The organism is Salinimonas profundi (genome assembly GCF_014750655.1).
In the GTDB taxonomy this organism is placed as follows: Bacteria; Pseudomonadota; Gammaproteobacteria; order Enterobacterales; family Alteromonadaceae; genus Alteromonas; species Alteromonas profundi_A.
Window position 1 is genome coordinate 27,439 of the sequence record NZ_JABBXD010000016.1, and the last position, 26,991, is coordinate 54,429.

The 26,991-nt window shown below is 42.2% G+C and carries 14 protein-coding genes; 8 read left to right on the plus strand and 6 right to left on the minus strand.

The features are described from left to right. Positions 1–4: 4 nt before the first annotated feature. Genes HHX48_RS17725 through HHX48_RS17735 form a run of 3 tightly spaced genes read right to left on the minus strand, consistent with a single transcriptional unit; the run spans position 5 to position 1,772 of the window. Positions 5–724: a DotI/IcmL family type IV secretion protein gene (locus tag HHX48_RS17725; RefSeq protein ID WP_191026635.1), complete on the minus strand. Its 720-nt coding sequence runs from the start codon at positions 722–724 to the stop codon at positions 5–7. Continuing rightward, positions 721–1,386 carry a DotI/IcmL/TraM family protein gene (locus tag HHX48_RS17730; RefSeq protein WP_191026636.1) on the minus strand — a complete coding sequence of 222 codons (666 nt, stop codon included), beginning with the start codon at positions 1,384–1,386 and terminating at the stop codon, positions 721–723. Before HHX48_RS17730 ends, HHX48_RS17725 begins: the two co-directional genes overlap by 4 nt. After that, positions 1,383–1,772, minus strand: coding sequence for a hypothetical protein (locus HHX48_RS17735; RefSeq protein WP_191026637.1), 390 nt, complete (start codon positions 1,770–1,772; stop codon positions 1,383–1,385). Before HHX48_RS17735 ends, HHX48_RS17730 begins: the two co-directional genes overlap by 4 nt. 146 nt (positions 1,773–1,918) lie before the next feature. On the opposite strand from HHX48_RS17735, the gene HHX48_RS17740 reads away from it, so the two are divergent. The 8 genes from HHX48_RS17740 (at position 1,919) to HHX48_RS17775 (ending at position 24,265) form a co-directional block, all read left to right on the plus strand. After that, entirely contained in the window at positions 1,919–2,953 is a 1,035-nt protein-coding gene (locus HHX48_RS17740) for a thioredoxin domain-containing protein (protein ID WP_191026638.1), read from the plus strand. Positions 2,954–2,986: 33 nt separating this feature from the next. Then, a complete protein-coding gene (locus HHX48_RS17745; protein ID WP_191026639.1) occupies positions 2,987–4,489 on the plus strand; it encodes a hypothetical protein in 1,503 nt (500 codons plus the stop codon). Positions 4,490–4,492: 3 nt separating this feature from the next. Next, positions 4,493–18,241, plus strand: a complete 13,749-nt coding sequence (locus tag HHX48_RS17750; RefSeq protein WP_191026640.1) for an N-6 DNA methylase — start codon at positions 4,493–4,495, stop codon at positions 18,239–18,241. Between the two features lie 124 nt (positions 18,242–18,365). Then, positions 18,366–19,016: a hypothetical protein gene (locus HHX48_RS17755; protein ID WP_191026641.1), complete on the plus strand. Its 651-nt coding sequence runs from the start codon at positions 18,366–18,368 to the stop codon at positions 19,014–19,016. After that, positions 19,016–19,864, plus strand: coding sequence for a hypothetical protein (locus HHX48_RS17760; protein WP_191026642.1), 849 nt, complete (start codon positions 19,016–19,018; stop codon positions 19,862–19,864). Before HHX48_RS17755 ends, HHX48_RS17760 begins: the two co-directional genes overlap by 1 nt. Further along, positions 19,851–20,498, plus strand: a complete 648-nt coding sequence (locus HHX48_RS17765; protein ID WP_191026643.1) for a hypothetical protein — start codon at positions 19,851–19,853, stop codon at positions 20,496–20,498. Before HHX48_RS17760 ends, HHX48_RS17765 begins: the two co-directional genes overlap by 14 nt. After that, positions 20,491–21,798 carry a secretion/conjugation apparatus DotM-related subunit gene (locus tag HHX48_RS17770; RefSeq protein ID WP_191026644.1) on the plus strand — a complete coding sequence of 436 codons (1,308 nt, stop codon included), beginning with the start codon at positions 20,491–20,493 and terminating at the stop codon, positions 21,796–21,798. The genes HHX48_RS17765 and HHX48_RS17770 overlap by 8 nt, the downstream gene beginning before the upstream one ends. After that, complete coding sequence (locus tag HHX48_RS17775; protein ID WP_191026645.1) at positions 21,791–24,265, plus strand: TraM recognition domain-containing protein; 2,475 nt, start codon at positions 21,791–21,793, stop codon at positions 24,263–24,265. The genes HHX48_RS17770 and HHX48_RS17775 overlap by 8 nt, the downstream gene beginning before the upstream one ends. A gap of 81 nt (positions 24,266–24,346) precedes the next feature. On the opposite strand, the gene HHX48_RS17780 is transcribed toward HHX48_RS17775, so the two are convergent. The 3 genes from HHX48_RS17780 to HHX48_RS18840 all read right to left on the minus strand — a co-directional run. Next, entirely contained in the window at positions 24,347–25,594 is a 1,248-nt protein-coding gene (locus tag HHX48_RS17780; RefSeq protein WP_191026646.1) for a hypothetical protein, read from the minus strand. 97 nt (positions 25,595–25,691) lie between these two features. Continuing rightward, positions 25,692–26,729, minus strand: a complete 1,038-nt coding sequence (locus HHX48_RS17785; protein WP_191026647.1) for a hypothetical protein — start codon at positions 26,727–26,729, stop codon at positions 25,692–25,694. Next, positions 26,716–26,991: hypothetical protein (locus HHX48_RS18840; RefSeq protein ID WP_223858533.1), on the minus strand; the 276-nt coding region annotated here is incomplete at its 5' end. The genes HHX48_RS17785 and HHX48_RS18840, both read right to left, overlap by 14 nt.

The following is a 26,991-nucleotide window of genomic DNA, read 5'->3' on the forward strand; positions in this document are numbered from 1 at the left end:
GTTCTTACTCCCCGCTAACAGACTTTATAAAGTAAGCGTCGACTGCCAGGCCTTTCTCGTTGTGCTTTCGTGAAACGCGTTTAATCAGAAAATCTACTGTGTATTCACGCCCATTCGTTTGTTGCTTACCCCCTCCCATATACCATGTGAAGTTCAACCTGACCTGCCATGTAAGCGTGTCTTCATTAAAATTGACAATTTCAGGTGCCGCGCTTGGCTCAGCCCAGCTTGAAAGGCGATCATCGCGTATTTGAGTAAGTATCAGGCTATTTAAGAGGCTTCTTTGATAGTTTTCGAAAGCAGTATGAGTCGTAAACTCTCTTTCTAATGACACTGTATGTTCGATATAGTCAGTGAAAGATAGCTTATGAAATTGCTTCATCTTCTTCACTGCAAAAATCATCACATCTTCATCAGTAACCGAAGGAATATTTGTAGGTTGAAGCTCTGTCATATTGTTTTTGCTATCAAGTAGGTAGGCGAGAGTTTGAACAGGTCGGTTTGCTGAGATATTCAGTCCAATAGCCAGAGAAACCACTACTAACCCCAGAAAAACTGCAAATCCCAGCCAGACTTTGTTTAAGCGACGCAAAAACGCATTACGGTCCAGAACAATTTGAGATGGATAAACCCCCGTGTCTTTATGTGCCACCCTCAAATTTGTTTTGGCCCCGAAAAGCAGTTCTAACTCTTCGTTATATTTGTTTTCGTTTTCTGAACTCATCGCTTTATAGTCCCCAAATCACTGATTAACAGTCCTTCAATAGCTTCGTCACGCGACACGCGTTTAAATGTCAGTTCGAGTATTACTTTATTGCTTTCAGCCTCTCCGGAAGGCCCTACAGCGGTCTGAACCAATCTAATCTGATATTTGATAAATAGATCCCCATCGACGATAAACTCAGCCATGAGGTCTGCATTTCTAATTGTTGCAGCGGTAATGATGTAATTGTTTTTTTGAATTCGTTCGAATGCATCGGCATCTTGAAGCGGTCGTCTGTAAACAGCTTCATAGGTTTTATCGTCCACAAAAAGTGAGCGTCGTTCCTGCATCTGATTTTCAAGATTTAAAAAGTGAAAATTCATTAACCGCATCGCATACTTGTCGGCTAACGCGGCAGAAAATGCTAAAGAGTTTTCAAGATTGAATATGGGAGGAATGACTTTTGTGTTTCCCTCCTCATCAACCAGTACCGGCTCGCTTAAGCGTAATTCAGTTGCATCAAAGGCTAGAGTTAGTCCCAGGCCGACAATAACCGCCAGCAATCCTGACGATAAAAGCATTTTGCGCTGTAGCTTTTTTTGCATTAGCCGGTTTTGCTTCAAAGCGTATTCCAGCAACTCATCGGTGATAGTCACCACCTGGGGGGCATTCAATGTCGTCATGCAGGCATTGACTCGCTGCTATTTACCCAAACGACACCGAGTTTTTTTAAATATTGAACACATGCGTAAATAGCGAGAGCTTTTTCACCTTCACTTGCGTTGTTAAGAAAGCCTGTAAAGAGAACCTCTGACCTGTCTGATTCATCTGACTGCCCTTCAATCGGCAAGCTTACTTCCACATTGCCTGAGTTACCTGATAGCGAATCAGGAATAACATCAGCGTTTATTGAGCGAATAGTGCCGGTTAAATGCGCTATAAATTGCGCCAGCATGTAGACACGATTTTGCACGGGTATTTTGAAAAATGGTTCTTCCCAGTTTGCATTAACTCTAATTCCACCACTGGAAGGCTCTGCTACCTTCATACTTAAAACTAAAGATTTCATAATTCACCCTCGCACAATTTGTGGAGCGAATATTCTTTTAACCGCCCTCTTCTCTCAACCACAAACCCGATTTATCGACCTTATTACCTGTATGCCGGCACGACTGCTCTTTAGACTGACTATAGAAAATTTAAGAAGGGTATCGAATGAAGTCTTTAGTTTTAGTGGTTTGTATATTGGTGAGTATTCCTGCTTCAGTGTTCGCTGACACCTTTTCAGACTACCTATCTACCGCAGAACGCAGAGGCAAGGGACTCGTTACCACTTACTTTGGCGCAGGCTCTTATGTAAAAAGCTTTAAGCAGGTCCCTGGTGGAGCATTTAAATTGGATGCTGTATCTAAAGAAGGCGAGTCTCTTTCTTTATTTATGCTTGGTGATTTCGAAACACTTATTTATGGCCAGATGATCACGCCACACATAGCTGATAAAGCACAAGCTGGTGGACTACCGGTATTAGAGCAAATAGCAGAACGCAACAAAAAACGTATCAGCTTGAGGAAAAAAACAACCGAGTTCGTTGCAAAATACAGTGCCGGTACCGCGGCAGCATTGCTCAATGACGATAACTTTGAGAAAGACACTACTGAGCCACCAGCTGCACATTTGGCCACGCCCCAATCACAGAGTGAAGAGGAATCTGACAATGTAATCTTGGATAAAGTCAGGGGGTTACAACATGTACAGTTAGGCGAAGGAAACAGAGAGCTATTTTTGTTTATGGATCTTAACTGCCCCGCTTGCCAACAAGAATTACCTCACCTTATTGAGATGTCAGAATCCCGTTCAGTTAGCATCAAAGTCATACCGGTTGCGTTTGTTAAACCACAAGATTCAACTGACAAAGCTATTCATCTTCTTAGCGAAACGAATTCAAAAGCGCGAATAGATAGGCTAAAGCTCCTTGCACAACGAAAATCATTTAGTCAGTTGGTCAGTGATAACAAGTCAGTGGTGAATATCAAGGCGGCCCAAAGTCTGCAGCAAAACAATAAAGTTTTTAATTCACTTCCCAATATTGCCACCCCCTATTTTGTTGCAAATACCAGCTACGGATTAATAACCCGGGCTTTGGTTTCTGAAGCTAAAGTCGAGCAGTTAATTGATGCAATAACGCCGATTGCAGCACAGACAATGCAAAGTGGCGGTCCGGCTGTATCCACTAACGCAGATGACATTTAACCTCATTGCAGGTGAAAAATAAGAAGTAATGTTATGGCAAATTTAATCGACGCAACGGACCCGTCCATTTATCAGTACGCCAAGCCCAATTGGGAGAGCGTGTACAGCAAATTTCAACCCTACGTGATGGCTTTGCCACAAGTAAAATCTGGGGGCGTTAGTAAGCAGCAGGCGAGCAACTGGCTTGAGGTAGGCGCCAAGCTGCTTAAAGAGTCAGAATTACGGAGACTTATGGTTGAAAGCTCAGGCTTCACCGCACGTGATATTCGAGCACTTTGGGCGCACAAACATAATGAGTATTACCCAAAGTACGAAGCAACTGAGGTTTATCGTCAAAAGCAACTAACCGCTATTCGCACCCCTGATATTGCACTGCAGGATGAGGGTTTTCTAAAAGCTGTATTGCGCCAGGTGGCAATGGAAAAATACGGTTTTTCAGACGTTCAAGACGTTGTAAGTTCGCAATCAGCAAACCAATTAGCTAACCGGATTCCTTGGGCAGTCAAAAAAGACGTGCTACTTGGCCAGATAGATAACACGATTTTCACCTATGACGTAAAAGTTGGTTATGAGCAGACACTAACGCATTCAGACAGCATACGTCATCACTTCAACCATTTAGCGCTTGCCGATAAGAATATTGAGTCAGGCCACAGCGACCAATACAACTTTTCTGTTTCACCAGAGCTGACAAAAACAATTACAGATCTTGCCAAGCAGAAAGGCGACGGTTGGCGCCTGGCAATTGAGCTTGCAAAAAGCGCTGAAAAAATGGGGATTGGGGTAGATATTTCGAAAGAGCGCATCTCCCCTACCCCGGAAATATTTCAAACGTTATTAACCGTTGGCAATGAGCACTGGGCAAATATCAAAAACGGGGTTCAGCCCACTTTTCAGGCAAAAGTTGAATCAACATACACCCCAGAAGAAGCAACAACTTATAGACAACTCGCTCAACAATATACTGTTTCTAAAATGGCCAAAGAAGTTGCAGAGGAGCAATTTAACCATACGCGCGATGAATTAACTCGCTTGGTAGGAATAGAGCGAGCAGGAACAGCTACGCCGCATCCTCTTGTAGCGGCATCCGGTAAGAGCAACTTTGACATAGCATCCGCGGTTAACCGTCTTCAAAGCCAAGGCGTTCCAGAAGATTTCTACAAGTCTGCGACTTACGACATTGATGCCCTTGTTAAAGCGGCTGAAGCAAGTGGCGTAGATACAAATCAATACAAGTCATACGGACAAGCAGATAAGAGCAAAGTATTAAGTTCTCTTGAAATGGTTGGCATCAGTAAGGACGCCTTCACCACGCGAGACATTCACATCCATTTCACCAGTCAGACCCGTGGCGTTTTAAGCGAAGTTAAGTCACAGGCGCGAAACCTGGTTGAGACACACTATGAAGCGATGAAAACGAACGTCGCTAACAACGATTTACTTAAAGCAGATTCCATCTCGAAAAAGCTTCAACCGCAAGAGCCAGTCGAGCTCAAGGAAGCAGTCGACGAACAAAATACATTAGGCATGGGCTAACTTATGAACTTGAATAAAGATTTTATTACGCTGCAGATAACTGGACATAACGTCGAGAAAGGATATATCTATGGCATCCTAAAGGACGGTAGCGATGCTAAGTTAACGCTGGTTCAAAACAAGAACAGTACTGCACAAAACTTTGTTTCTGCATTGTCAGATAGCTCAGCCAAAACCTATGCTCCCGTGGGCGCCCATATAGTCGCCTATGGTATAAACACTATTAATGCGGACTCTGGATTTATTTCTGCTAACTTTGCCTCGGCAGTGACTAAGAATCCGGAACAAAAACATACCTTTGTTACTCCCATTAAAGTAGACAGAAAGCCTGTTGCACGAGGAAACGGTAATAATCGGTTCCTAACGCTTGGTGCAAGTGTTCTTGATGCAGATTACACCCGCTTACAAAACATCAAAGGTCTCAGGAAAGAGCTAACCGATGTTCTTCGAGGTTCATCTAACAAATCCGTTCCCGGATACTCACGTGGGTTCATGGTTCGTGTTGGGCATACACAACCTAACGGTCAAAAAGCAGTTGTACCGTATGAGTTTTATGCCTATCCAAATGAAAAAGCCTCAGATGCGATACAGCGTTTGTATGATGAAAACGGCGGGGATAATAAGTTTCGCAGGATGCTTGCGCGACTTAACCGAGAAATTGGGAAAGATAACGCTGTGATCGAGGCTGCCGGAATAAGTCGGGTAAGTTTTAATGACTATGGCAATCCCAATAACCTAAGTAAATACGCCAATGCCCAGCATTATAAAGCGAAGATACAAGGTCAAGTACGCCAAGCATATAGCATGGCCGCCATTTCAATCAACAAGCAGACAAACCGCATTGATTCTGCTCATCCGTTGCCACGAGCTAAGATTCAAAACTCAGTGAGCGGGTTACTCGGTATTCATAATGATATCGATGCCCCGTCATTTAACAGCGATACCCCTGGCACAGCAAATAAATCTCTTTCGGCGGGAATCAAAGGTTACCCATTACGAATTGAGCAACAACTTGATAGCAGCGGCCGGCTTTCTCGTTTTGCTGTCACAGGGCCTCGTACCGAGTTGGATAATTATAAAAGCCGTATTGAGTCTGCGGCTGTCGGCGTTAAGCCATTTTATAAAGAGGATACTAATAGCTACATCTTCCCCGCTATTGCTTATAAGGAAGTGGCAAGCACATTATCCGACCTCTCCGGTCCCCCGGCAATATACATCAGCGAACAAAAACAAACCGGAAAAGCCAGTTACATTTATATTAATGGTCGAACTGATGAGCAACCGTTTCGTAAGCGAATTTCTAATGTTGCTAAAAATCTGTCTGGAGAAAACGTAGGGGGAGCCTGGCGTTTTCCTGAGAAATACCGCCTTCAAGTAGAAGAACAATTGGGCGATTTGCTATCTCAAAGTGCAAGACCTGAAACTGCGATAGAAAAAAAGTTTAAGCCTCGCTTCCCGGATTATGCTGAATGGCAACAGCAAAAGTATAGCTTGTCAGGCAATTCAATGAAGGACGCGCATTATGACCAAATTGAAAAATATGCTGAAGAAGCAGGAATTGATTGGGCTAAAACCGCTCCGAATATATTAATGCCATCTCCGGATACCGGAACAGAAATGTTCCTTAGTAACGCCAGCCAAAAAGACGTTTTTCCAAAGCAAACTGCCCATAATGGGAGTTGCTCTGTCATTGCTTCTACGTACCGTTACAAATCCAAGAAAACTGATAAAGAACATCTTGGTATTTACCTACATTTTAAAAACTTGAAGATGGGCGGCGGAGAATTTTTCACTGAGTTCAAATCAGGGGATTATGACTTTAGCCTTTACGAAAGTGAGCGTGGAACAGGAAAAGTAAAAACAGGTGGTAGCTCACCCGAGGAAATCGCCAAGCGAGAGGCTGATAACCAACAGCGACTCGCAGAAAAAGCCAAACGAGAAGCTGAACAGACTAAAAAGTCATTGCAGGATGCATTGATGACCTGGGGGCAAGGCATTCAAGCAACCGGTAACGAACCCTACAATGTTAAAAAAGGCTTGCAATCTCATGTTGATTTAATTGACCTTCGCTCGGCGAAAACCCCTAGCGGCAGCACATTTAGCATGTATCAGCTGGTGGATGAATATGGCAATTTCACCGGACTTCAAAAAATCTATGACAAAGGCTGGAAAGATGAGAAGGGTCGGACAACGAATAAGGTGTTTACAGAAGGGACGGTCTTTAATGACTTAGATACTGGAAACCCTGTAGGCACCCACGGAAGAGTTGGCATTGATGATGGTATCAGACCAATAGTTTATGCCGAAGGCATGGCTGATACTCTCTCTGCAGTAGCTGCGACGGGTCATTTTGGAAAGATAGGCATCAATAAGAACAACCTCAAATCTGTTGTCGCTGTTTCTGTCCACAACAATCCAAATCGTGACCATATTGTTGTGGGTGATAACGACCGTGCCCATAAAGATGGAAACATCGGCGCAAAAGCTGCGTTAGATGCTGCTTGGCAAAACAACGTGAAATGGATGATTCCTAATTTTGAGGGAATGGATCTTTCCAGCGACCCGAAAGATATCAACGACCTGCATCATCTGGCGGGCCTTGAAGAAGTCCAGCGCCAGATAGGAGCTGCGTACCCTGCACCACAGAACCTACTTGAATATTATAATACCCGACTTCGGTTCGAGAACGACAAAACCTACCCTGCTGCATTTGAAAAGGCGCTCAAAGAAATTACTGAGCGATACCCTCAAATGGATAAAAGCCGCATTGAAGCAGGATTAACATTCAAAAGAACTGAGCAAAATAAGTATCAGTCTCAGGTTAATGACAGTCAAACTAAATCAGAGCGAAGTGAAAAATCTGAATCCGAGTCAACTGAATCGACCGAAACCGATGATGTTGTAAGCGAATTTACAGCCCAATTCCCTGTAGTAATCGAGGAGAAAGTTGCTCCTCAGTCACAAAAAAAATATCTGGTTATCCGCGACCATTCAAATGGCGTTTATGCAGATCCTATAGCTACAGCAATTGAGGAGTGCATGCCTGGTAAGCAGGCCATGTATCACCCTGGACTTAAAAGCTATGTAGCCCCAGCGTCACTTAAGAATGTGTTAAACAGCAAACTACATGAGGTAACCGGCGCCCCTGCGAATTATATTGGTAAGCGTTTAAATACCGAAGGGCCGGGGTTCGTGGTACGCGGTGAGCTTACCCAAGAAGTTATCGATGATTTGGAAAGCACCATTGGATTTATCAATGGCTACTTTGATAATGCAGAGCAAGGCTTTGTTGTAGAAAATGACTTAGCCATTTACCTGGTTCAAGAAGCATTAGGTAACCGACTCACGGGTAGCCATACACCCGCTTCATTTACAGCAAGTGCGACTGAATTTCAGCCACAAACGCTTGTTGATGGAAGCCTTGAAAACCGTGCTAAAGAGCTTGGCCTTAAGCCTTCAGACATAGCAAAAATGCAGGCCTTTTTGACAGTGAAGGAAAAAGGGCTTCCGCAAGACGGCTACTGGTTCGCTGGATTATGCGCAAAAATAAAACAGTCCGAACAAGCCAATGGACAAAAAGCTTCATATTCGAGTTTGCTACAGAAGGCTTATCATCAGGTATCAAGCCTATTTGCTACTGACACTTACTCTGATGAGCAGTTCATTGCTGCCGCACCGGTATGGTACTTCCTTGGCGACAAATACGATTGGACCGGCGTACAAGAAGATGAAGTTTCAGAAAATACAGATAAGCAAGAACAAGACGTTTTACCTGCAGAGCCTGTCCAAAAACCAGAAATAGAATCAACGCCAGAAAATGTCAGTACAGAAACCGTTAGCACTGAGCATACTTCTAATAACGCAGCTCCGGGGGTTGAAAGCGAGCAACCAGATAACACCGTAGAGCCAATAGATGAACCTCAAAGCGTTGAAGCAACAACTAATGCGAATTCGAAGTCTGATGTGCCGTCTTCTGAGGAATCTCCTCAAAGTGATTTGTTTGGGTTTATATCAGAGCAAGAGGAGAAAAATGTCACCAATGCTGTCGATGCGACTATTCCCAGTGTTGAGAATAGCAATAGTGTCAAACGTGAACCTGTTGAACAGCCTTTAGAAAGCCAAGATGCAATTAAGCAGGTAGATAGCGAGAAATCTACTATTGGAAAACAGGAGGATACTTCTGAGCATGACACTACTGAGGCTTTAGAAGACGTACAAGACGCCAGCTCTCAAGAAGTGAATGAGCAAGCAATATCCGAAATTGAGCTTAGGATACGAAAGCTCAATGACACTATTACCTTGCTTGTCGAAAATGGTTATTCACATGATGAATTTCTGGATCTAGTTAGTGACTCTCCAGACTGCATTGGCTACGAAAAAGAAGACGGCAGTTTTGATAAAACCCTATTACAAGCAGACTTTCGTCAAATATCGCTGCACCCTATCCCGGATTTAGCCACCTTCAAGCCAACCTCTTTATCTGCGGCTTACTATCACACCTACAATATAGTTAGCGACAACCGGATAAATGAACTTAAGGCATTCATCAGCGAGTTGATGGAAACAAAGGGGGCGTTATCCGAGAAGAGCTTCACTAAATACATTAAGGGCAAAACTTCGAGCAAGGGCTTTCAATCTACCCAGCCATACCTTAGTGATGGTGAGTTTAATGAGGAGTTGATGAATGAAGATATATTGCACGTCACTGAATACAAACACGTTAACGAACTATATCGTGATATGCGAGAGCTGTTTAAGCGTGACCTTGCAAATGAAGAAGTTGATTCTCAAGAGTCAGAGCCGTCAGTCACAATAACACTTGAAGGTCAAAAACAGTCTGCTACAAGACTGTATGATTCTGGCAAAGCTTCTCTATTCCAGACGGATGAAACCGGTGAATACATTATACAAACCGGCGATAAGATCGAGCTGGCCACTATCGAAAATATCAAAAATGCCGGCTCTGAATCAGAACCACTCATGCTTGATAAAATTCAAGGTGAGGGCAGAGGAATGTACGTAGTAACGAAGCCTGATACAAACCGTGTTTTTTACACAAGCTTTGGCGATGCTACAGCACTCTACCGGCGATTAGAGGCCTCGATAGTTGATACAGACGATAGTGATGTATCAAGCTCTGTGCAACCTACAGCCACACAGATACAGCAAACGTTATCAGCTTACTTCAGCGACCAAATATCTATTGATGAAATAGTTAAGCGTGTTGAGCAAAAATTCAATGTTATTGTCGATGAACCTACAAAAAACATAATTTCATCCGCCTTTGATAAACATAGTGAAAGTTTTAGCGACACACCTGTTTCCCAGTCTGAGAAGCTTAGTGCGTTACAAAATGAAATGGCTACCCGTGCAAAAACTGAAATGCTTTTTCACGAGTTTTACGAAGACCATTTCAAACCTGAAGGTTTCGCTTATGAGGAAAATCCATTCTTTTCTAATGAAACAGGGAGCATCGATCGGAAATCGCTAAATGCATCGCTTAAAGAAGCCGGTTTTAACTCTCTCAAGCAGATGTATCAGGACATATTTGACAGTGTCGTTGAGATTACTCATGACCATTACACCGCTACCAAAGTGGGCGGATTTATTCCAAACGCTGGCTTTAAGAAAGACATTGACCTTGAAGTCCAATTTGAAAACCTGCTAAAGGTTGTGCGCCGCGCAGAGCCGACGACCGCAGATTCTCAGTTACTCCCCTTTACTGATTACTTGGGTAGTACAAGCGCTTATCAACCGATTAATCAGATTCAGGGCGAACCCTTAGATGCTATTGCTGAACCGGGTACCACAGACAAATATTCGCTTGATGAGTATTTGCTTTTGGCTGATCTTCATCATGTGGCCGATGTCACCGCATCAAACTCTAAAGTAGAAATTGCTGAAAAGATTAAGGCGACATGGAAAGTGAGAAAAGAACTGACTTTCATGTCGGAGACTGAAATAGCGGCGTTAGATATCCCAACTTTGCAAGAATATGCTGAGATACTTAACGTCAGTACGACCAGCCACAATAAGATGTATGCGCGGAAAATCGTGGAAAAACTGGTTGAGCTAAAAGATGCTACTCATACGAAAGTTGCTCAATATAATTATATAGCCGATGCAGTTTCAAGCCTCGATAAAAATGTTGCTCTGCCTGGATACGTATATCGAGACCTTAGTAATATTACTGATAGCACAGTACTAAATATCAGTCAGGTCACCCAATATAAGCGCAAACAATTTGATAACGCTAAGATAAGAACCGAACTTGCAGACTCGCTAAAAAGCATCAATCTGCTTAGCCCAGAAACGCGCGGAGTGTTGAGCAACGTAGATTTGAGCGATGCTTATGTGGTCGGTATTGAAGAAGCCAAGTATGCTTCCAAAGCCTACACATATTCAATTCCAAAAGGTACACATATAGATAGAGTTCAACTACCTCTGGATGTTTCATATCATACTGTAATAAACGACCAACTACTTGGGCTAAATAAACCACTCGACCAATTCTGGATAGCACAGCATGGCTATTCACCTGTTTCACCCAAAGCGATGAAGGCACTGTCTATACCAGTTGAGAAATTCGTGGAGTCGACCGGCTATCTTGGATTTCGTGACGCGAAAGGTAATAGCGCTCTAATTCGTCCAGCAAAGCGGGGCTTTTCAGCAATTGAGTACGACGAATCAACAGGGGAAGTCAATACAAGACGCTTTCAGTACACAAGTGAATTCGTAGAATTATACCGTGCCAAAGGCTACGAATTTTCTGACTTGGATCCGATTTTGGATGAACTTGCTCTAGATGAATCAGCAGATAAGGTTGAGCAGTTAGCATTCATCCGCAATTTACAAGATGGCGACCTAACCAATGATCAAACAGATCAACTTGCCTCCCTCCTCACAGATGAAATCGAGGCAACGGCAAAACAGAAAGCAGTGGTTGCCTTATCCCGGATTGAAGCATCTCTTAAACAATCGATTACTGAGAAACTAACCCACGTGGCTCAGTCTATACCGATCAACATAAATGCGAACTACCCTTCCACCATCACTGCTTTAAAAGAAGCCAAGCAGATGCAAGCTGAGCCGGTTATGGCTGAAACAAATCCAATTGCAGAACAAGCGATAGTTGAAACTCCAGAGCCGCAAGCCACCGTCAGTGGCGGCTTATTCGATATGTTGGACAGTGATGCGCCAATCGATAAAATTTCAGAGGAAGCTCAAATTGCCCCTGTAAATGAAATAGGTGAAGGCAAGCTGGTGGTTCACTCAAGCGGTCGAGTCGGTGTTGTCAGTAACGTTGACGGCGAACAGGTCACGGTTAAACCGGACTGGGAGTATAGAATTCTCCAATCAGCTTCAGCGCGTGACTCATTGATTGATAAAGAGTCGGGCCGATTTATTTTTACCTTAGAAATGTCCGAGTTTGCTAAAACAAAAGATGCATTAGCTTTAGACATTGATATTGATTTGCTAGACCCTCGAGATGCTAATGGTATCGCACGAATTGAATCGATGCCCCTACTCCATTTAAAAGAGTTCAATAGCATACTCGCCAATGACACCAGCTCTAATGACAGAAGTGTGCTCGCTGGGAACGCAGTTTCAAAAGTGCAAGCCAGAACCGTGGGTAGACTTTTCGCAACGGGCGACTCTGAATTAGTTCAAGAAAATGAGTTGGCAGCACTTAAACATTTTGCCTCACCTGACGATCCATCAGAAGTTATCCAGTGGTACGGTGAAGAGCTCAAAAAAACAAAGGCTAATGTATTAAGCCGCAATTTTGAAAAGGCGCTATCAAAGGCCGTTGAGTTTGGATTCGAACCAGGAATGGACTCAACTCATCTGACCGTTTCTGCAGCAGACCTTGATATAGTAAACGAAGCAACTCTATTGAAGTTGGCCAGCACCAGCACTCTTAGTGAAATTCTCAATCAGCAAAGTCCTGAAAGTCGCTATATTGCCACTCGCCACGTGAGATTTGATGAACTTGAAAGTTCTGAAAAAGACGTGATTCTCCATGGCGATGTACGCATTAATTTTATCGGCGAAAAAGTATCTTATTCAACGAGAGACGGAAGCACTTACCCATCTCTTAATATGCTGTTAGACCATCATACTACACAAGATCCCGAGCCTGTTTTCCATGCTGCCCAAGAACTGGTTTTAGTTGATGGTGAAAATGTAACAATTGAGGTTGTCGCTGAAGATACTTACCCTGAAGATGGCACCGTTATGCTTGGTGAAGAGTCGTCGACAGCACACAAAATTGAATCTGTATTTGAGTATGACTTTCGTGAAGTTGAAGCCAGAAGTCGTCAATTCTTCGATAATGCTAACGGAACTATCAAGCAATTACTAAATCAGCCTTTTAAAAATGATTATAACGACGCCAATATTAAGGATTTTGCTTATAACAAGATGGCTGAAACATCAGTCAGATCTATGCTTGAAGAGATAGAAGCAAATGGCCAACATGAATTTATGGGCTATGAGCTTTATATTGCAGACAATAAGTACAGTTATTTTGATGAAACACAAAAGACTGATCCATACGAAACCATTGCCAATGCTCAAGAAGCGGTACAGACCTTAGTTAATCAAGCTCGTGAGGAAGAACAAAATGCAGATGCAGAGAGACATAGAGACATACATGATGACGTTTTGTCCGGTTCAGCAGAGCCAATTGCAAGCGACCGGCAAATGGGAGGAATGGCTGAAGAACAAAACGCAACAATTGCAGCTACAGCTAACCAAGAAGATAGAGGATCTAGAGTCGACGACTCCGCCTCCCCAGGGGACAGACTATCACGAGCAGGTAGCGTACCATCAGTACATAAAGGACCAAGCAATGCAGGGAGTGCTCAAAGAGCACCTACCAGCGAGCGAACTGTAACCTATTCTTACCCAGATAATCTTGAAGACAACATTGGTACTTTACCTAAGAAAATTGAGCTGAACATAGAAGCGCTGCGCATTAGCAAGCTCATCGATGAAGAACAGCGTGAAGCGACTTTAGAAGAAAAAGATGCTCTTGCCCACTACACAGGCTGGGGTGGCATGCCCGGCATGTTTGATCATACGAACTACCTGTATTCCCAACAACGCAGGCAACTAACAGAGTTAGTTTCTGCACAAGAGTACAGCTCTATTAAAGAATCTGCATTGACCGCCTTCTACACGCCGCCCTCTATTATCAAGGAGGTTTATTTTGGCGCTAGTAAATTCGGCTTTGTCGGGGGAGAAGTTAGTGATCCTTCTACTGGAATTGGCTCATTTTTGTCAACGATGCCCGAAGAGCTTAAAGAAAACTCAAACGTTACAGCTCGCGAGTTAGACACAGTTACAGCCCGTATAGCTCAGCAAATACACGGAGAGAAAATCGTCAAACAAGGTGGCTTTGAAAAGACAAAGCAACCTAACAATTATTTTGACTTGATTACGTCCAACATTCCTTTTGGAAATTATTCTGTATTTGACCCTGACTATGCACAATATGGATATAAAATTCATGACTATTTTCTTGTCAAAAATATCGACAAGGTCAAGCCTGGGGGGATAGTCGCATTTATAACTTCCACAGGCACCATGGACAAAGCTGATGATGCTGCTCGTCAGCACGTTTATAAGTCATCAGACTTGGTTGCTTCAGTCCGACTCCCCTCAAAAACATTCTCAAAGTATGCAAATACTCATGTAGGCGCCGACGTTGTATTTTTTAGAAAGCGTCTGCCCGGAGAGGAGCCTTTAAGCTCAGACTGGCTAAACACTGAGACTATTGATGCTGAGGATAGAAATGGCGATATCCATACTCACAGTATCAATGGCTATTACGTGAAGAACCCTCAAATGATAATTGGCAATACGGTTTCTGTGCGAGGACAGTATGGCTATGAGCTTTCAAGCTTATACGATGGCAATGTGGCTGAAGCTTTACACAATGCTCTTGAAGGCGCCCCATCTCCAAAGCCTACCCGCAAAAAGGATGCTTCCATTGTTATTGAGGAAACGAAGAGTGAGGAAACTATCACGCTGATAGATGACCACCTTCGCCCTGGCTCATTTACGATGGCTGGAGATCAATTAGGAGTTGCTGTATCAACTTATAATCCGGAAACAGAGGATTATGATCTAACGTTCGAGCCAATCAATGTCAAAGGTAAGAAGGCTGAAAGACTATCAAGCTTGATAGGAATTCGAGACCATCTTCGTGCGCATATTAGTCTGCAAATGCAAACGACTGGTATGCCTGAAGAATTGGCAGAATCTATTACGAGACTTAACACTCTTTATGACCAACACGTAAAGAAATTTGAGAACCTGAGCGAGAGCACTACAAAGCAGGCCTTTCAGGAAGATCCTGATTATCCCCTATTAATGGGTCTTGAAATCGTTGATAAATCAACTCAAAAAGTTGTCAAGACAAACGTATTTAGCGAAAGAACGATCGGCAAAAACAGTCGCCCAACCCATGCTGCTAGCGCAGATGAAGCTTTTGCTATATCGATGGCGTGGGATGGAACGATAACCCCCTCATTTGTTAGTGAGCTTCTTGGCAAGAACTGGGAACAAATCACCGAAGAAAACGTGGGCACGTTGTTTGTTGACCCAAGCCAAAACAATTGGGTACACCGCTCTCAGTATCTTTCTGGAAATATTCTTGAAAAGCTTGAAAGTGCGAAAGCTGCAGTAGAGTTAGATTCAAGTTTTCAACAAAACGTAGAAGCACTTGAAGAAGCGATGCCGGAGCCGGTTCTTGCAGAAGAAATTAAGTTACGTTTGGGTAGCGGCTGGGTTCCTACTGAAATTATAAGCCGGTTTACTGAAATGGTTATTACAGGAGAGTCCTCGCCATTTCCTGGTGAAGCAAACCCTAATTTCAAAGTTTCGCTTATAGGTGCAGATTGGCAAGTCGGGGTAAGCGACTGGACTATCTCTCAAAATGACGGGCGGGCGCGAAACAGGTACGGTACGGAACGTATTAGCGCTTCTGAGCTAATTCAAAAGGTGCTAAATGGTAGTAAAATTGAAATCTGTGACACTGTTGAAGACAAGCGAGTTGTTAATATAGACCAAACTGCAATTGCTAACTCTAAAGCACAGGATATCAAAGAGCTATTCAACAGTTGGGTCTGGAATGACCCTGAAAGAAAGGCGCTATTAACACAGGTCTACAACAACAGATTCAATGTATTTGTAGAAGCTAAATATGATGGTTCTGGTATTCAGTTCACAGGTCTAAGCCCAACTTTTAATGGGAAGCCATTTACACCTCGTCAAACACAACGCAATACGATTATGCGTTACTTTCAAGAAGGACGAGCGCTTTTAGCACATGGTGTAGGTACCGGAAAATCATTTGAATTGGCTTCAATTGCAATCGAAGGGAAAGCCCGTAATTTACATCAAAAGCCAGTTGTAGCGGTGCCAAACAACGTTTTCGGTCAATTGAGTCGCAGTATTCAGCAACATTATCCTAACGCTAGGGCCCTGAGCCTTGACCCTAAGAAAATGAATAAGACGCAACGCAATGAACTAACGAGCAAAATTGCGACTGGGAACTGGGATTGCGTGGTTGTAGCCCATAGCACATTGGATAAGCTCAGCGCACCTAAGCAGTTCGTTGACAATCAGTTACAAAAACAAATCTGGGAGCTACAAAGCGTAATAGATAATCAAGATAGCCAAGGTACGTTTACAAACAAACGCGCCCAGCAAAAACTGAAAAACCTGGAAACAAAACTTCAAAAAAGACTCGACCAGGATTCAAAGGACAATGTGCTTTACCTTGACCAGTTAGGTATAGATGCCTTGCTGGTGGATGAGGCTGATAACTTTCTAAACCTCGGCTCACCTTCCAACATGGCTCACGTCAACGGTGTAAACACGCAAGAATCTAAGCGTGCGATGAACATGTTATTTATGACTCGATTTATTCAGGATATGAATAACAATCGTGGCGTTGTATGGGCCACCGGTACTGACATTAGAAAGTCGATGAGTGACCTGTATGTAAATTTGTATGTATTGGCGCCTGATGAGCTTAAAAAACTTGGCGTAGATAACTTCGATGCCTTTATGTCAGTGTTTGGTGAAGTAGTTACTACCATCGAAGCTAATCCGGAAGGAACCGGATATAGAGAAAACTCACGCTTGGCCAAGTTCAACAATTTACCTGAACTGGGTCAGTTATATAGAACTGTCGCCGATGTCGTTACAGCTGAGATGGCAGGTGTGGAAAAGCCTGAGTCAACTAAGATTGGTGTCAAATGCCAAGGTAATGAATTCTTCTCAGCTTACATGAAAGACATAGGTAAGCGGGCTACCTCATTTCGCCAGGGCTCTAAAGAAGAATCCTGGTTTGCAATACAGCACTCTTCACAATTAGCGGCAATGGATATGCGCTGTGTTGATCCAACTATACCTGAGGCACCGGGCTGTAAAATCTCGAAAGCGGCTCAAAATATCTTGGCTGAACACAAACCAGAAAGCGAGACACCCAGAGCCCAATTGGTCTTTATTGACAGGTTTGTTAATCCAACTGCAGCTGGGTTTAGCGTGTATGACACTCTCATCGATAAATTAGTTGATGGGGGTATTCCTCGCGACAAAATTATCGACAGCCGGCAAGTTGTCAGTGAGTCCCAGAAAAAAGATTTTGAGGATGGCATGAATAGTGGCAAATATCTTGTTGCCATTGGAACCACTGAGCGATTTGGTGTTGGGAACAACATTCAAACGAACTTAGTTGCCATGCACGAATTGACTCCACCTTGGAACCCAAGGGACTTAGAGCAACGGTTAGGAAGAATTGAGCGCCACGGAAATTTAAACGATGAAGTAAATGTTTATCGGTATACCACCGAAAATAGCTTTGATTTGTTTCAGTGGGAGACAATGAAACGTAAAGCTTCCTTTATCATGCAAACTAAGCTGGAACCACACTTGGCTCCACGCGAATATACCGAAGAAGCAGACGCCACTTATAGTGAAATGATGGCCATTGCTACCGGGAATACGTTGATCAAAGATAAAATAGAGGTTGATGCTGATCTACAACGCTTAGAGCGCCTAAAACGCTCTCACATTGATGGTAAGCGACAGATGCAAGGTTCTATTACTTATTCAGAAAGGTTCGTTGTGTCGCAGCATAAGCATCTTGAATTTATTCAGACATTTATTGATAAGTTACCGGATAACTCAAGCTTTGAATTTGAAGGTAAGTCATTTGGCCAAGACCTAAAAGGTGGTGCAGAAGCCATAAAATCTGTATTTAAAAAGATGGAGGGTAATAAGTCACCTCAACTTATCGTGAATGCCGGCAAATTCGGGGATTTAGAGCTTAAATTTAGACTAGAAGAAAGATCTGATGGCAAAAAGGGGTATACGCTGAAAGCCTACGTTGGCAAAGAGACTGTGAAAGTTTCAAATAACGCCTATGTTGGTGCACAATTATCAGATCTCCCTACCCTTTTACCGCGACTTTTAGAGGAGAAAGAAAGTTGCCTGGCTCAGATCAATAAAGAGGAAAATAGAATAGAAAGCCTTAAGCAAGAGCTGCATCAGCCATTCGAAAAAGAGTCAGAGCTATTAACGCTTACTAACCGCGCTGAGCAACTTAATAAGCAACTACTACAAGCTGCTAATGAGGCGTCTAATAGTGACGATGATGTCGATTGGGAAACTCTGCTTGGTGAACATAATCAATCGGAACATAACCTAACCAACCAGCCGTCCATGGGAATGTAAATTTAAATATGCCCTGACACCCCATAGAGTCAGGGCATACAATCCCGATATAACGAGCTTATTTCATTGCTTGCCAACCTAAATACAAAGACCATCAACTTGTTACTTTTGCAATGTGGTCTTTATGTCTTATTCAAAGAAAATTAATCCAATACTGAAGCTGTGTCCGTTTTGTGGCAGGCGACTTACCTTTGGGTCGTTAGATGATGGGATCAATACCTCCTGCAAGTGTGGATTTGAAGAGGCACCCGGCTCTCTTTATATTCTTCAGCACTTATCAGATGTCGTTTCTGAGTACACCCAACTCAAGGGAATAACAACGCTACAAGGTGTTGGCCAAGACAAATACTCAGTTAGCAAAGGGTTTGCTCTTGGCTGCTACGGTTATTTATCAATACTTCAGAAACGAAACGAAGCGATGGTTTTTGGTGCAAGCGCACAGTCAGCGCTATTTCAAGGCTCTGACTTATTTAGTGTTGTTGAAAGCGCAAAAGGTGTGCTTGGTGAACGTCTTTGCATGAATATGCATGACTACGAGCCAGATGTCATTAAACATCTATTTATCAATCAGCTTATTAGTTTGACCTATGTGATTGATGAAACGATGAATATCAGTAAGCAATCATCATTGGAGCGGTCACCAGACACCATCTACATCGAAGATGTGAAGAGTCTTGAAATACACTTACCGGCTAAAGCAACAGTAAAATCAGCACACAAAGAAAATGCCCCATCGCAGTTGAGTCTGAACAACACTGACATGGGTATGAACTGATGAATTCAGCAGTACAAGATGCTATTGCTTTAGCACTACGTGAGCAATGTTTGCCTAATGAGATTGAAGATGCCAATGAAGAATCATCTGCAATTCATCAAAATGACAGTCCTTCTTTAGACCAAAATAAGTCGCGACCTGCGATTGACATAAGGCGTTCATTTAATGGACTTCGAGTAGGACTACCACTAATAAGTGCCGCCCTGAGTACTTCTGATGAACCTGATGAAGCTCTGGAGCAGATGATGAAGCTAATCAGAAACCTATCAACAGAATTAATTGGGGACTTGAATGGAAACATTAACCCCGATGACGCCGGGCAAAAGTCAGCAATACTAAGAACTTTGATTTTAAAAAGCGTAGAGTCTGCGGCCATTAACGATCGACTTGAAGATATTAACGAAAAAACACTCGTGACTCTTATAAACCAAGTGCTTTGTTTAACCGATGTAACCGAACAAACAGGGAACAACGTTAGTCATTTTAATGCTCATTATCTCATTTCAACCGGTTTAACAGCAAAAACCTTCATCGACTCCGAGCCCGAATTCAAAAAGCACACTAAAGCTCTGTTAGATATAACTCACCAGGCGTTTAGCGAAATGCTTAAATACGAAATTGACAACAGTCAATTACAATTTATTCAGCAAAGTTTTCTAGTTGATTTATCAGCGCTTTATAAACGCATAGTTGAAGACGAAACAAGAAAAAAGAAAGCTGAAATACTAAGTTCCGAAGGTGAGAGCTTGTCATTAGTGAAACTTATCGAGAGTCATTATAAGACTTATCTTTGCGGTGTAGTCAACGCAGCAATTAAAAATGCGGAGGTTCGCAATGACAATATTTGATTGGTGCTTTCAGTTATTCTTAAACAAATTCGAAAAAGGTGGCATCTACAATGCTAACTTCGAATTCAAGGATAATTATAGTAATGAAATACATGTACGAGAACATCTTTTTAGGGCCTTGAGCATAGAGCAGGCTCAAAGAATTAAGATAAAACTAGAAGCTTATTACAAGAGAGCTTTATCTTCCAAGGGGGCCGCTAGAGAATTTGGATTAAAGCACTCTGACAATGGATTTTTTCTCAATAACTTACAAAGAATTTCAGGCACGCGAAATTTAAAAACAAACTTTAGAAAAGGTCTTATGCCAGGCGATGTACCAATGTTTGCCTTTACTCGGTACAGCTACAACGTTGTATCCGATGGTATAAAAAAAGTTACACGACCCAAACATCAAGAAAGCAACCAAAAACAACAAATAACTGCTGAAGAAGTCAAAATAATTAAATTTCGACTACTTTGCACATTTGGATTGGGTACAGGCATTTTAGCATCATGCTTGATTTTATTCATATACTCCCTTTCAAACGGACATATATGGTCACTGCAAAGCTACTCATCTATATCTATTTTTGTAATCAGCCTGCTGACGTGTATTGCTTGCACTAAACAATATAAGGGGTTGAATAATGGCTAAGGGACATGATCCTGATAACGATTACTCACTACTATATGGCGCCGCAGCAATTAGCCTGATGTGCTTCGTGGGATGGTATTTTTCAAAAGAGTATATCAACTATAGCATTTTGGCATTTGCAAGATGTAATTTTGAAATACTGAGAGTATTGCTTCAAACAGGGGATACTGGCTCGGCGATTGTTGCTCTATTCGCACCGGGACTGAACTCAACAAACGCGCCAAATCTAGCTGCAACTATGTATAGCTCAAACCCCAACTTTATGGAATGGAATGAGACACTCTTGTATCTAGAATTTCTAGGACAAAACCTAAGACCTTTTCTGATCGTTATTTTGGTTTTTTCTGGTGTACGGGTTTGGCGAAGTCAGCGTCAAAAAGGCCTCACAAAAAAGTACGATCTAGACATGCTTTATAAAAAGGCCGCTCAGTATTACCCGCATCTAAACCCTGTTATAGCTCAGGATTTGATAGAACAAGACCCTGATGTTGGAAACCTTGCGAGAGAGAAATCCCCAATAATCAATGCAATTGAAAACGGCTTAGTCTTAGTACATGACGTTGACCATCTTGATATGCCAACTGACGAAACCATGGTACCTACATTTGATAAGTCACTTAATAAGAAGAAAGGATATTTTTACATAGAAAAAAATCTCACAAATATGGATACCGGTATACCAGTAATACATAGACGGTGCAGCTTTTTGAGGGAAAACGCTCAGCTCTATTTTGTACAACAGCTAGGTGAAAAATATACAAGTTGGAGAGACATGCGCTTAGAACGGCGAGCTGTTATGGCTATTTGTAGTTTGTTCATGAAAGGGGTCGATTCAGGCGGTGTTGAACAAGCTCTTGAGCTAAACAAAAGAATAAATGAGCGGTTTACCCTGAAAGGTACAAAAAAACTCACATATATTGATGACGCGGAAATTAATAGCATCATCGAAAGCTGTGAGGATCGTCCACAATTCAAACGACTGATAGCAGCACACAGTTTCGAGCTTACACTGATTTCCAGCTTTATCGAAGAAGCTAGAACTAAAGGCAAACTTTATTTCAGCAACATGTATTGGATAAAACATACTGATCGCGCCCTTTGGTTTAATTGTGATCAAGAAGGTGGTCAAAAGGCGTGGAGCGAGTCAGCCGCCGTAAGAGCACACCTTCTTAGGGAGCGAAGTGTGGGTATGGGTTTAGAAAAACCTCATATTCTTGCAGCGGTGAAAGGCCTGGAAAAGTTTCTCGGCATTACTGAGGGTTGGTTAATCGCCTCGGGGGAGGATATCAAAGATGCTTGAAACAAGAGCGCCTTCAAAAGATAGGGCTATTGATGTTAAAAGACGATATGTAGACCATAGACACTGGCTGGTAATCCTGATCCATGAAGTCAGGAACAGAGAATCACTTTCATTGGCCTATGCTACGATGATTGGATTATTGCTTATTTTTCCAGTTCTTTGGCCCGCCATTAGTTTGCTTTTGGTATTTCTATTAGTAAACAACAGAATATCCTTTAAAAAGCTGCAAACATTACCTTTAAAGCTGCCTCGATGGTTAAATAAGACTGACTATCACGAATTAGCCGTAGCAAATAGATATGCCTATCAAAAAGCACAAGGCTCAATCCACATGGGAAACGAATTGGGTACCCAATTAGAACTATGGATTGTACCAAACGACCAGCTAACACATATGCTATTTATCTCGACTACCGGTGGAGGTAAAACTGAGTTTTTATGGTCCTACGCTGCAGCCAGTAGCTTCATGTCCGGGGGGGCCTTGATCTATGTTGATGCAAAGGCAGCTCCTGATGGACTTGAAAAACTGTTTTTCTTGGGTAGAAAAACAGGTAGAGAAGATTCAATTCGAATTATGAATTATCGAACAGGAAACAAAGAGGTTAAACAGGCACACTGGCAGCGGGTATCAAACACATGCGGAATGTTCGCAATAGGGACAGCCTCGATTGTTCAACAATTTCTTGAGGATATGATGCCACCAGGAGAAGGTGAGAACCAGGTATTTAGAGATAAAGCTGTGGCTGGTTTAAAAGCATTTCTGCCGGCAGTCGTTGAATTGCGGGATCAAAAGCTTGTTAATATTACTCCCACCCTAATTGGTCAATGGTTCTCCATTCCAATGCTCTGTAAGCTAGCATACCCTGAACATTGCGAGCACGTTATTCCACTTTTGAACGAACAAACTGGGGAAATTACGGACATTCCAATAAAAATATCTACTGCTAAAAAAAGAGCGCTTCGACGTTATCTTGAAAGCGGTCTACCGGGTTTCAACAGTGAAAATGTCGATATGCTGAAAAACGGCAACAAACAACCGCAAGAGGTGCATAGACAGTTTGGGTTTGGGCTTGGTTACGTTGCAAAGCCCCTTATTGAATTAGGTAGTTCATACGCTCACATCTTCGAGTGTGAACAAGGCGAAATTGACTTTCGGGACATTATTTTAAACAACCGGGTGCTTGGTGTCTTTGTACCTGCCTCTGAACAATCTAATGACCAAAAACAGGTACAAGGAAAGATTGCTCTCTCGGGCATTCGCGTGGCTATATCCACGGGACTTGGTGACAAAAGTGAAGGCGACATTGATGATGTAATTAATAACCTGCCAATCGACAAGAAAAATCCAAGTCAGATTATCATTGATGAATACGCCGAGGTGGCGATTGATGGATTTGCCGTTGCAGCAACCCAGGGACGTGGGCTGGGAATAGGGGTTACGTTCAGTGGTCAGGATCTTGCCGGATTTATAAAAGCCTCTAAGGAAGAAGCTACTCAGATTTTCGGGAATACGCGCCTAAAAATCCTGGGACCACAAGAAGACGTTAAAGAGACTTGGGATTGGTTTAAAGATCTTGCTGGGACTATGAGCGTTGCAGAAAGTAGCGGTTGGGAAGAGAGCAAGGGAACATCCTTATATCGTCAAAATTTTTCTGCCCAGATTAAAGAGGTGGATCGTCTGAACTGGCTCGATGTAAAAGAGCAAACAACAGGCGAAGGTATAATTTTTCAGAACGCAAACATAGTCAAGGCTCAGCTTTTTAATATTAAAATGGACACGAGCAGACTTCGAAACTTTAGAATAAATAGATTGCTTGAAGTTCTCCCGCCATCGCAAAAAGAAATTGAAAGTCTGCTTCAGGAAGTAGAGATTGCTAAATCTTTAAAGTACATGATAGATAGAGCAAAATTTCCTAGCACCACGAACCATGTTGATCTAGGAGATGTCGAGATAGGCAACGGCACTGATTGGATTTATGCACTAATTGGCCATGAGAATAACTACTCTAAGCGAAATTCTGAACTCAATCAAAAGCTTAAGTCGCTTACAAGCAATACCGATACAGAAAGTGAAGCTAAAGAACCATCCATACGGGAAAGTTGTTCTAATCACGACACTTTTCAAGGTGACCCTTTCAACGGTGATGCGGTGGAGTCTGTTGCAATAAGGAAACCCAAAGCAGAGACCTCTGATATATCTACTGAAGCACTCAACAAAGCTGAGAATGAATTTATTTATGAATTCGATACCGACTTAAATATTGACGCTATCGAAGCTCTTAAGCAAAACATGTCACAAATGACCCAAAAGATGGGAGTTGATAAAAACGTGGCTGAGAAGCTTTCAGAGCTTTCAGCTGAAAAGGTTAAAGAAGAATTAAAGTATACCCAAGAGCCTATTGCTACAGACCCTGGAGATATTGACCTATTGTGGGGCGAGATAGATAAACTGAGTAAAAAAAGGTAGCTTTATAACTATAATATACTCAGTTCGGTATCACTTTGTGTACCGAACTGAGTATAACCATTTGAGTAGTAAGTAGCCTGATTAATTTGACATTTCTGCTGTATCTGATGCACTTTTACTAAACATCTTTTTAATAGATTCTAAGACCTTCTCTATAAGTTCCTGAAGTGCTTTAGTCTTATCATTTGATTCACTATTCTCATCGAAATGAGTTTCCGAGTCATCCTTGATACTATGTAATGCTTCTTCGATTTTACTGACAGTATCCGCTTGAAAGTCTTCATCTGATTTCTCGAGTTCTGACTGTATATCCCCTATTACATCCTTCATTTCATCCAGGTCTCTTTCCGATGGTGGTTGCGCTCCTATCGTTTGCAGCGTCTTAGCAAGGCTATCTAATTGCTCTACACCAACATCATTGTCTCCGGAATATTTAGGAACAATGTGTTCAAGGCTGGCCACTGTTTCTTGATCAGTACCATCATTTTTAGGCAGGGAATCTGATAATTTATAAATTCCATTCTTTGCAGCACTACCAGCACCCTTGATCAACGCTCCGGTTAATCCAAATGCTGCTCCTGCAACTGTAGAACCTATATCAACTAATGCACCTCCGACATTTTTACCTTGTGAATATCCTTGAGACAAGGAAGCACCAGGTGCAGCTTGATGTTGGTTTGTTTGCTGTGGTTCACTAGAGTTTTGCGACCGTAAGTATTGATGAAGTTCTTCAGAGATATTGGCGCCAGATTGCATTTGAGATTTATTAATCCTCTCCTCTGCGTCACTTGTTATTTCACTCTCCGTTTCAGTCACATCCTCTGAAGTATTGATAAATTCGCTATCAAAGTCATGCTGATCTAGATCACCATTCGTCTCAAATGATGAACTAGCATTATCTGCTTCGTGGTACGAATTGAATGATGACGCATCCTCATCCTCATCCTCATCCTCATCTTCATCTTCGTTCTGTTTCTCGTTCTCAGGTACCTGAACACTATCGTCCTCTGAAATTTGATGCGGTATATCATCTGTATCGCCAGCTTCAACAATGACATTGTCCTCAGGCAGGGATTCTGCCTTAGAATCATACTCCGCCATTTCTTCCATCAACGATTCAAACTCATTCGAGGAAATTTGACCTTCATCCATGTCTAAAGCCGGCTCATTTATAGATTCACTAATCGATTCGGTAACTGAAGCATGATCTTCTACCTGACTTCTTTTTGAGTTCGCTTCTTTATCAAGTTGCTCAATCAACTCTTCAAAACTTTCCTCTACATTATCTACATCACCCAAGCTTTCGTTATGACTATTAGTATTGGACATCGTTATACTTCCTTAAATATTGGTTTATCCAAGACTAGCTGGATAACATTTGAGCTGTACAGAGAACGCTAAGTCGTTTGCAGCATAGCTGCTGCAATCATTCATCGCTCTTTGTAATAAGTTTAATTGCTAGCAAGATATTGCGTTGCCTTCCAACCTCATTGAGTTTATTAAGGTTGGTATTGATTGCGTTTTGCGACAAAGCTTGTCTTATCAAAAGAGCATGGTCATTTTGCTTCATAACAGCTGACATATCGTCTGAAATAGAATTTGCTTCATGACCTCTCAACAGTGTGTCAAATGTAGTCCCTTTAAGGTAAGTAGAAAGGTTTAGTTTCGAATAGCCTTCGACATTGCTATTGGACGTTTCAGTGATTCTATTAGCTACCACTACCGACTTTAGCTTTCTAATGGCCTTGTACCTGGGGTTTGAGTCAGAAGATTCTTTTATGAAGATACCCTGCATACGGGCAACTTCAACCGGACTTAGTGACGATGCAGCAAAATTTGTTGTCAACCAATCATGCTGCACCCTGTTCTTTAGAACTGAATTACTCGATTCACCACTGGATTCAAATGTAATTAGGGCTAATTTTGACTTAGTTTTAGCCAACTTGCTTTCAAGGTCGCTCAGTACATGTACAGGCTCTAAAGCACAATCGGGGCATGAGGCCTTAAAGAGATAGGGGTGAGAGTACTGGCCTAATTCTCCATATCTTTCATGAGAATTTATAAAAGATTTTACTTTTGATAAATCCTTTATATTTTTAACAAAAGTATTAGTTATGGTATTAGCATTTGCTTCATGAAACTTAGCTGACTGTGTAGTTGATAATGTTATTTTGCCCACAAAACCATCTAAAGCAGTAATTGCATCTGTGTGATTTGAAAATAAAGCTTCCGTCATATCAGCAGTCAAGTCAGCAAACTCAGTGCTGGAAGACGCCAAACTTTTAGTCAATTCAGTGCATTCTATTTTATACTGATTTATTGAAGAAACCGTATCGCTTGCCAGTCTGCTCATTGCTGCACCGCTGCAACCCGCATCACAAAATGGCAAACATGGTTCCCAAGCCATGGCTTGCTTTGAAAAAATAAATATGAACGTTGCTACCGCTGAACTAATTTTTGTCATTGGCGGCTTCCTTCAATACTGTATTTCGGGACCTTCTAAGCTCTATCAATTGAAAAAGTAAAGATTCGGCCACTTGTCGGTTTAATGAAATTTTTCTATGAAGGCCAACATCATTTAGCGAGTAAGTTTCTGCAACTGCTTGAGTATCAGCTACACCCTTTAGAGCAGCTTCTGATAGTTTAAGGGTAAGCGTCCGGTAATCCCACCTATTGTTTAGCAAACTGCCATGGTAGTAGCCGCTCGATATCGGCTTCGGGTCTGC

Excerpts from the sequence above, each read along its gene's own strand:
- HHX48_RS17725 (WP_191026635.1), bottom strand. The coding sequence starts at position 724 with ATGAGTTCAGAAAACGAAAACAAATATAACGAAGAGTTAGAACTGCTT.
- HHX48_RS17750 (WP_191026640.1), top strand. The coding sequence starts at position 4,493 with ATGAACTTGAATAAAGATTTTATTACGCTGCAGATAACTGGACATAAC.
- HHX48_RS17735 (WP_191026637.1), bottom strand. The coding sequence starts at position 1,772 with ATGAAATCTTTAGTTTTAAGTATGAAGGTAGCAGAGCCTTCCAGTGGT.
- HHX48_RS17755 (WP_191026641.1), top strand. The coding sequence starts at position 18,366 with ATGTCTTATTCAAAGAAAATTAATCCAATACTGAAGCTGTGTCCGTTT.
- HHX48_RS17775 (WP_191026645.1), top strand. The coding sequence starts at position 21,791 with ATGCTTGAAACAAGAGCGCCTTCAAAAGATAGGGCTATTGATGTTAAA.
- HHX48_RS17770 (WP_191026644.1), top strand. The coding sequence starts at position 20,491 with ATGGCTAAGGGACATGATCCTGATAACGATTACTCACTACTATATGGC.
- HHX48_RS17765 (WP_191026643.1), top strand. The coding sequence starts at position 19,851 with ATGACAATATTTGATTGGTGCTTTCAGTTATTCTTAAACAAATTCGAA.
- HHX48_RS17760 (WP_191026642.1), top strand. The coding sequence starts at position 19,016 with ATGAATTCAGCAGTACAAGATGCTATTGCTTTAGCACTACGTGAGCAA.
- HHX48_RS17780 (WP_191026646.1), bottom strand. The coding sequence starts at position 25,594 with ATGTCCAATACTAATAGTCATAACGAAAGCTTGGGTGATGTAGATAAT.
- HHX48_RS17785 (WP_191026647.1), bottom strand. The coding sequence starts at position 26,729 with ATGACAAAAATTAGTTCAGCGGTAGCAACGTTCATATTTATTTTTTCA.
- HHX48_RS17730 (WP_191026636.1), bottom strand. The coding sequence starts at position 1,386 with ATGACGACATTGAATGCCCCCCAGGTGGTGACTATCACCGATGAGTTG.
- HHX48_RS17740 (WP_191026638.1), top strand. The coding sequence starts at position 1,919 with ATGAAGTCTTTAGTTTTAGTGGTTTGTATATTGGTGAGTATTCCTGCT.
- HHX48_RS17745 (WP_191026639.1), top strand. The coding sequence starts at position 2,987 with ATGGCAAATTTAATCGACGCAACGGACCCGTCCATTTATCAGTACGCC.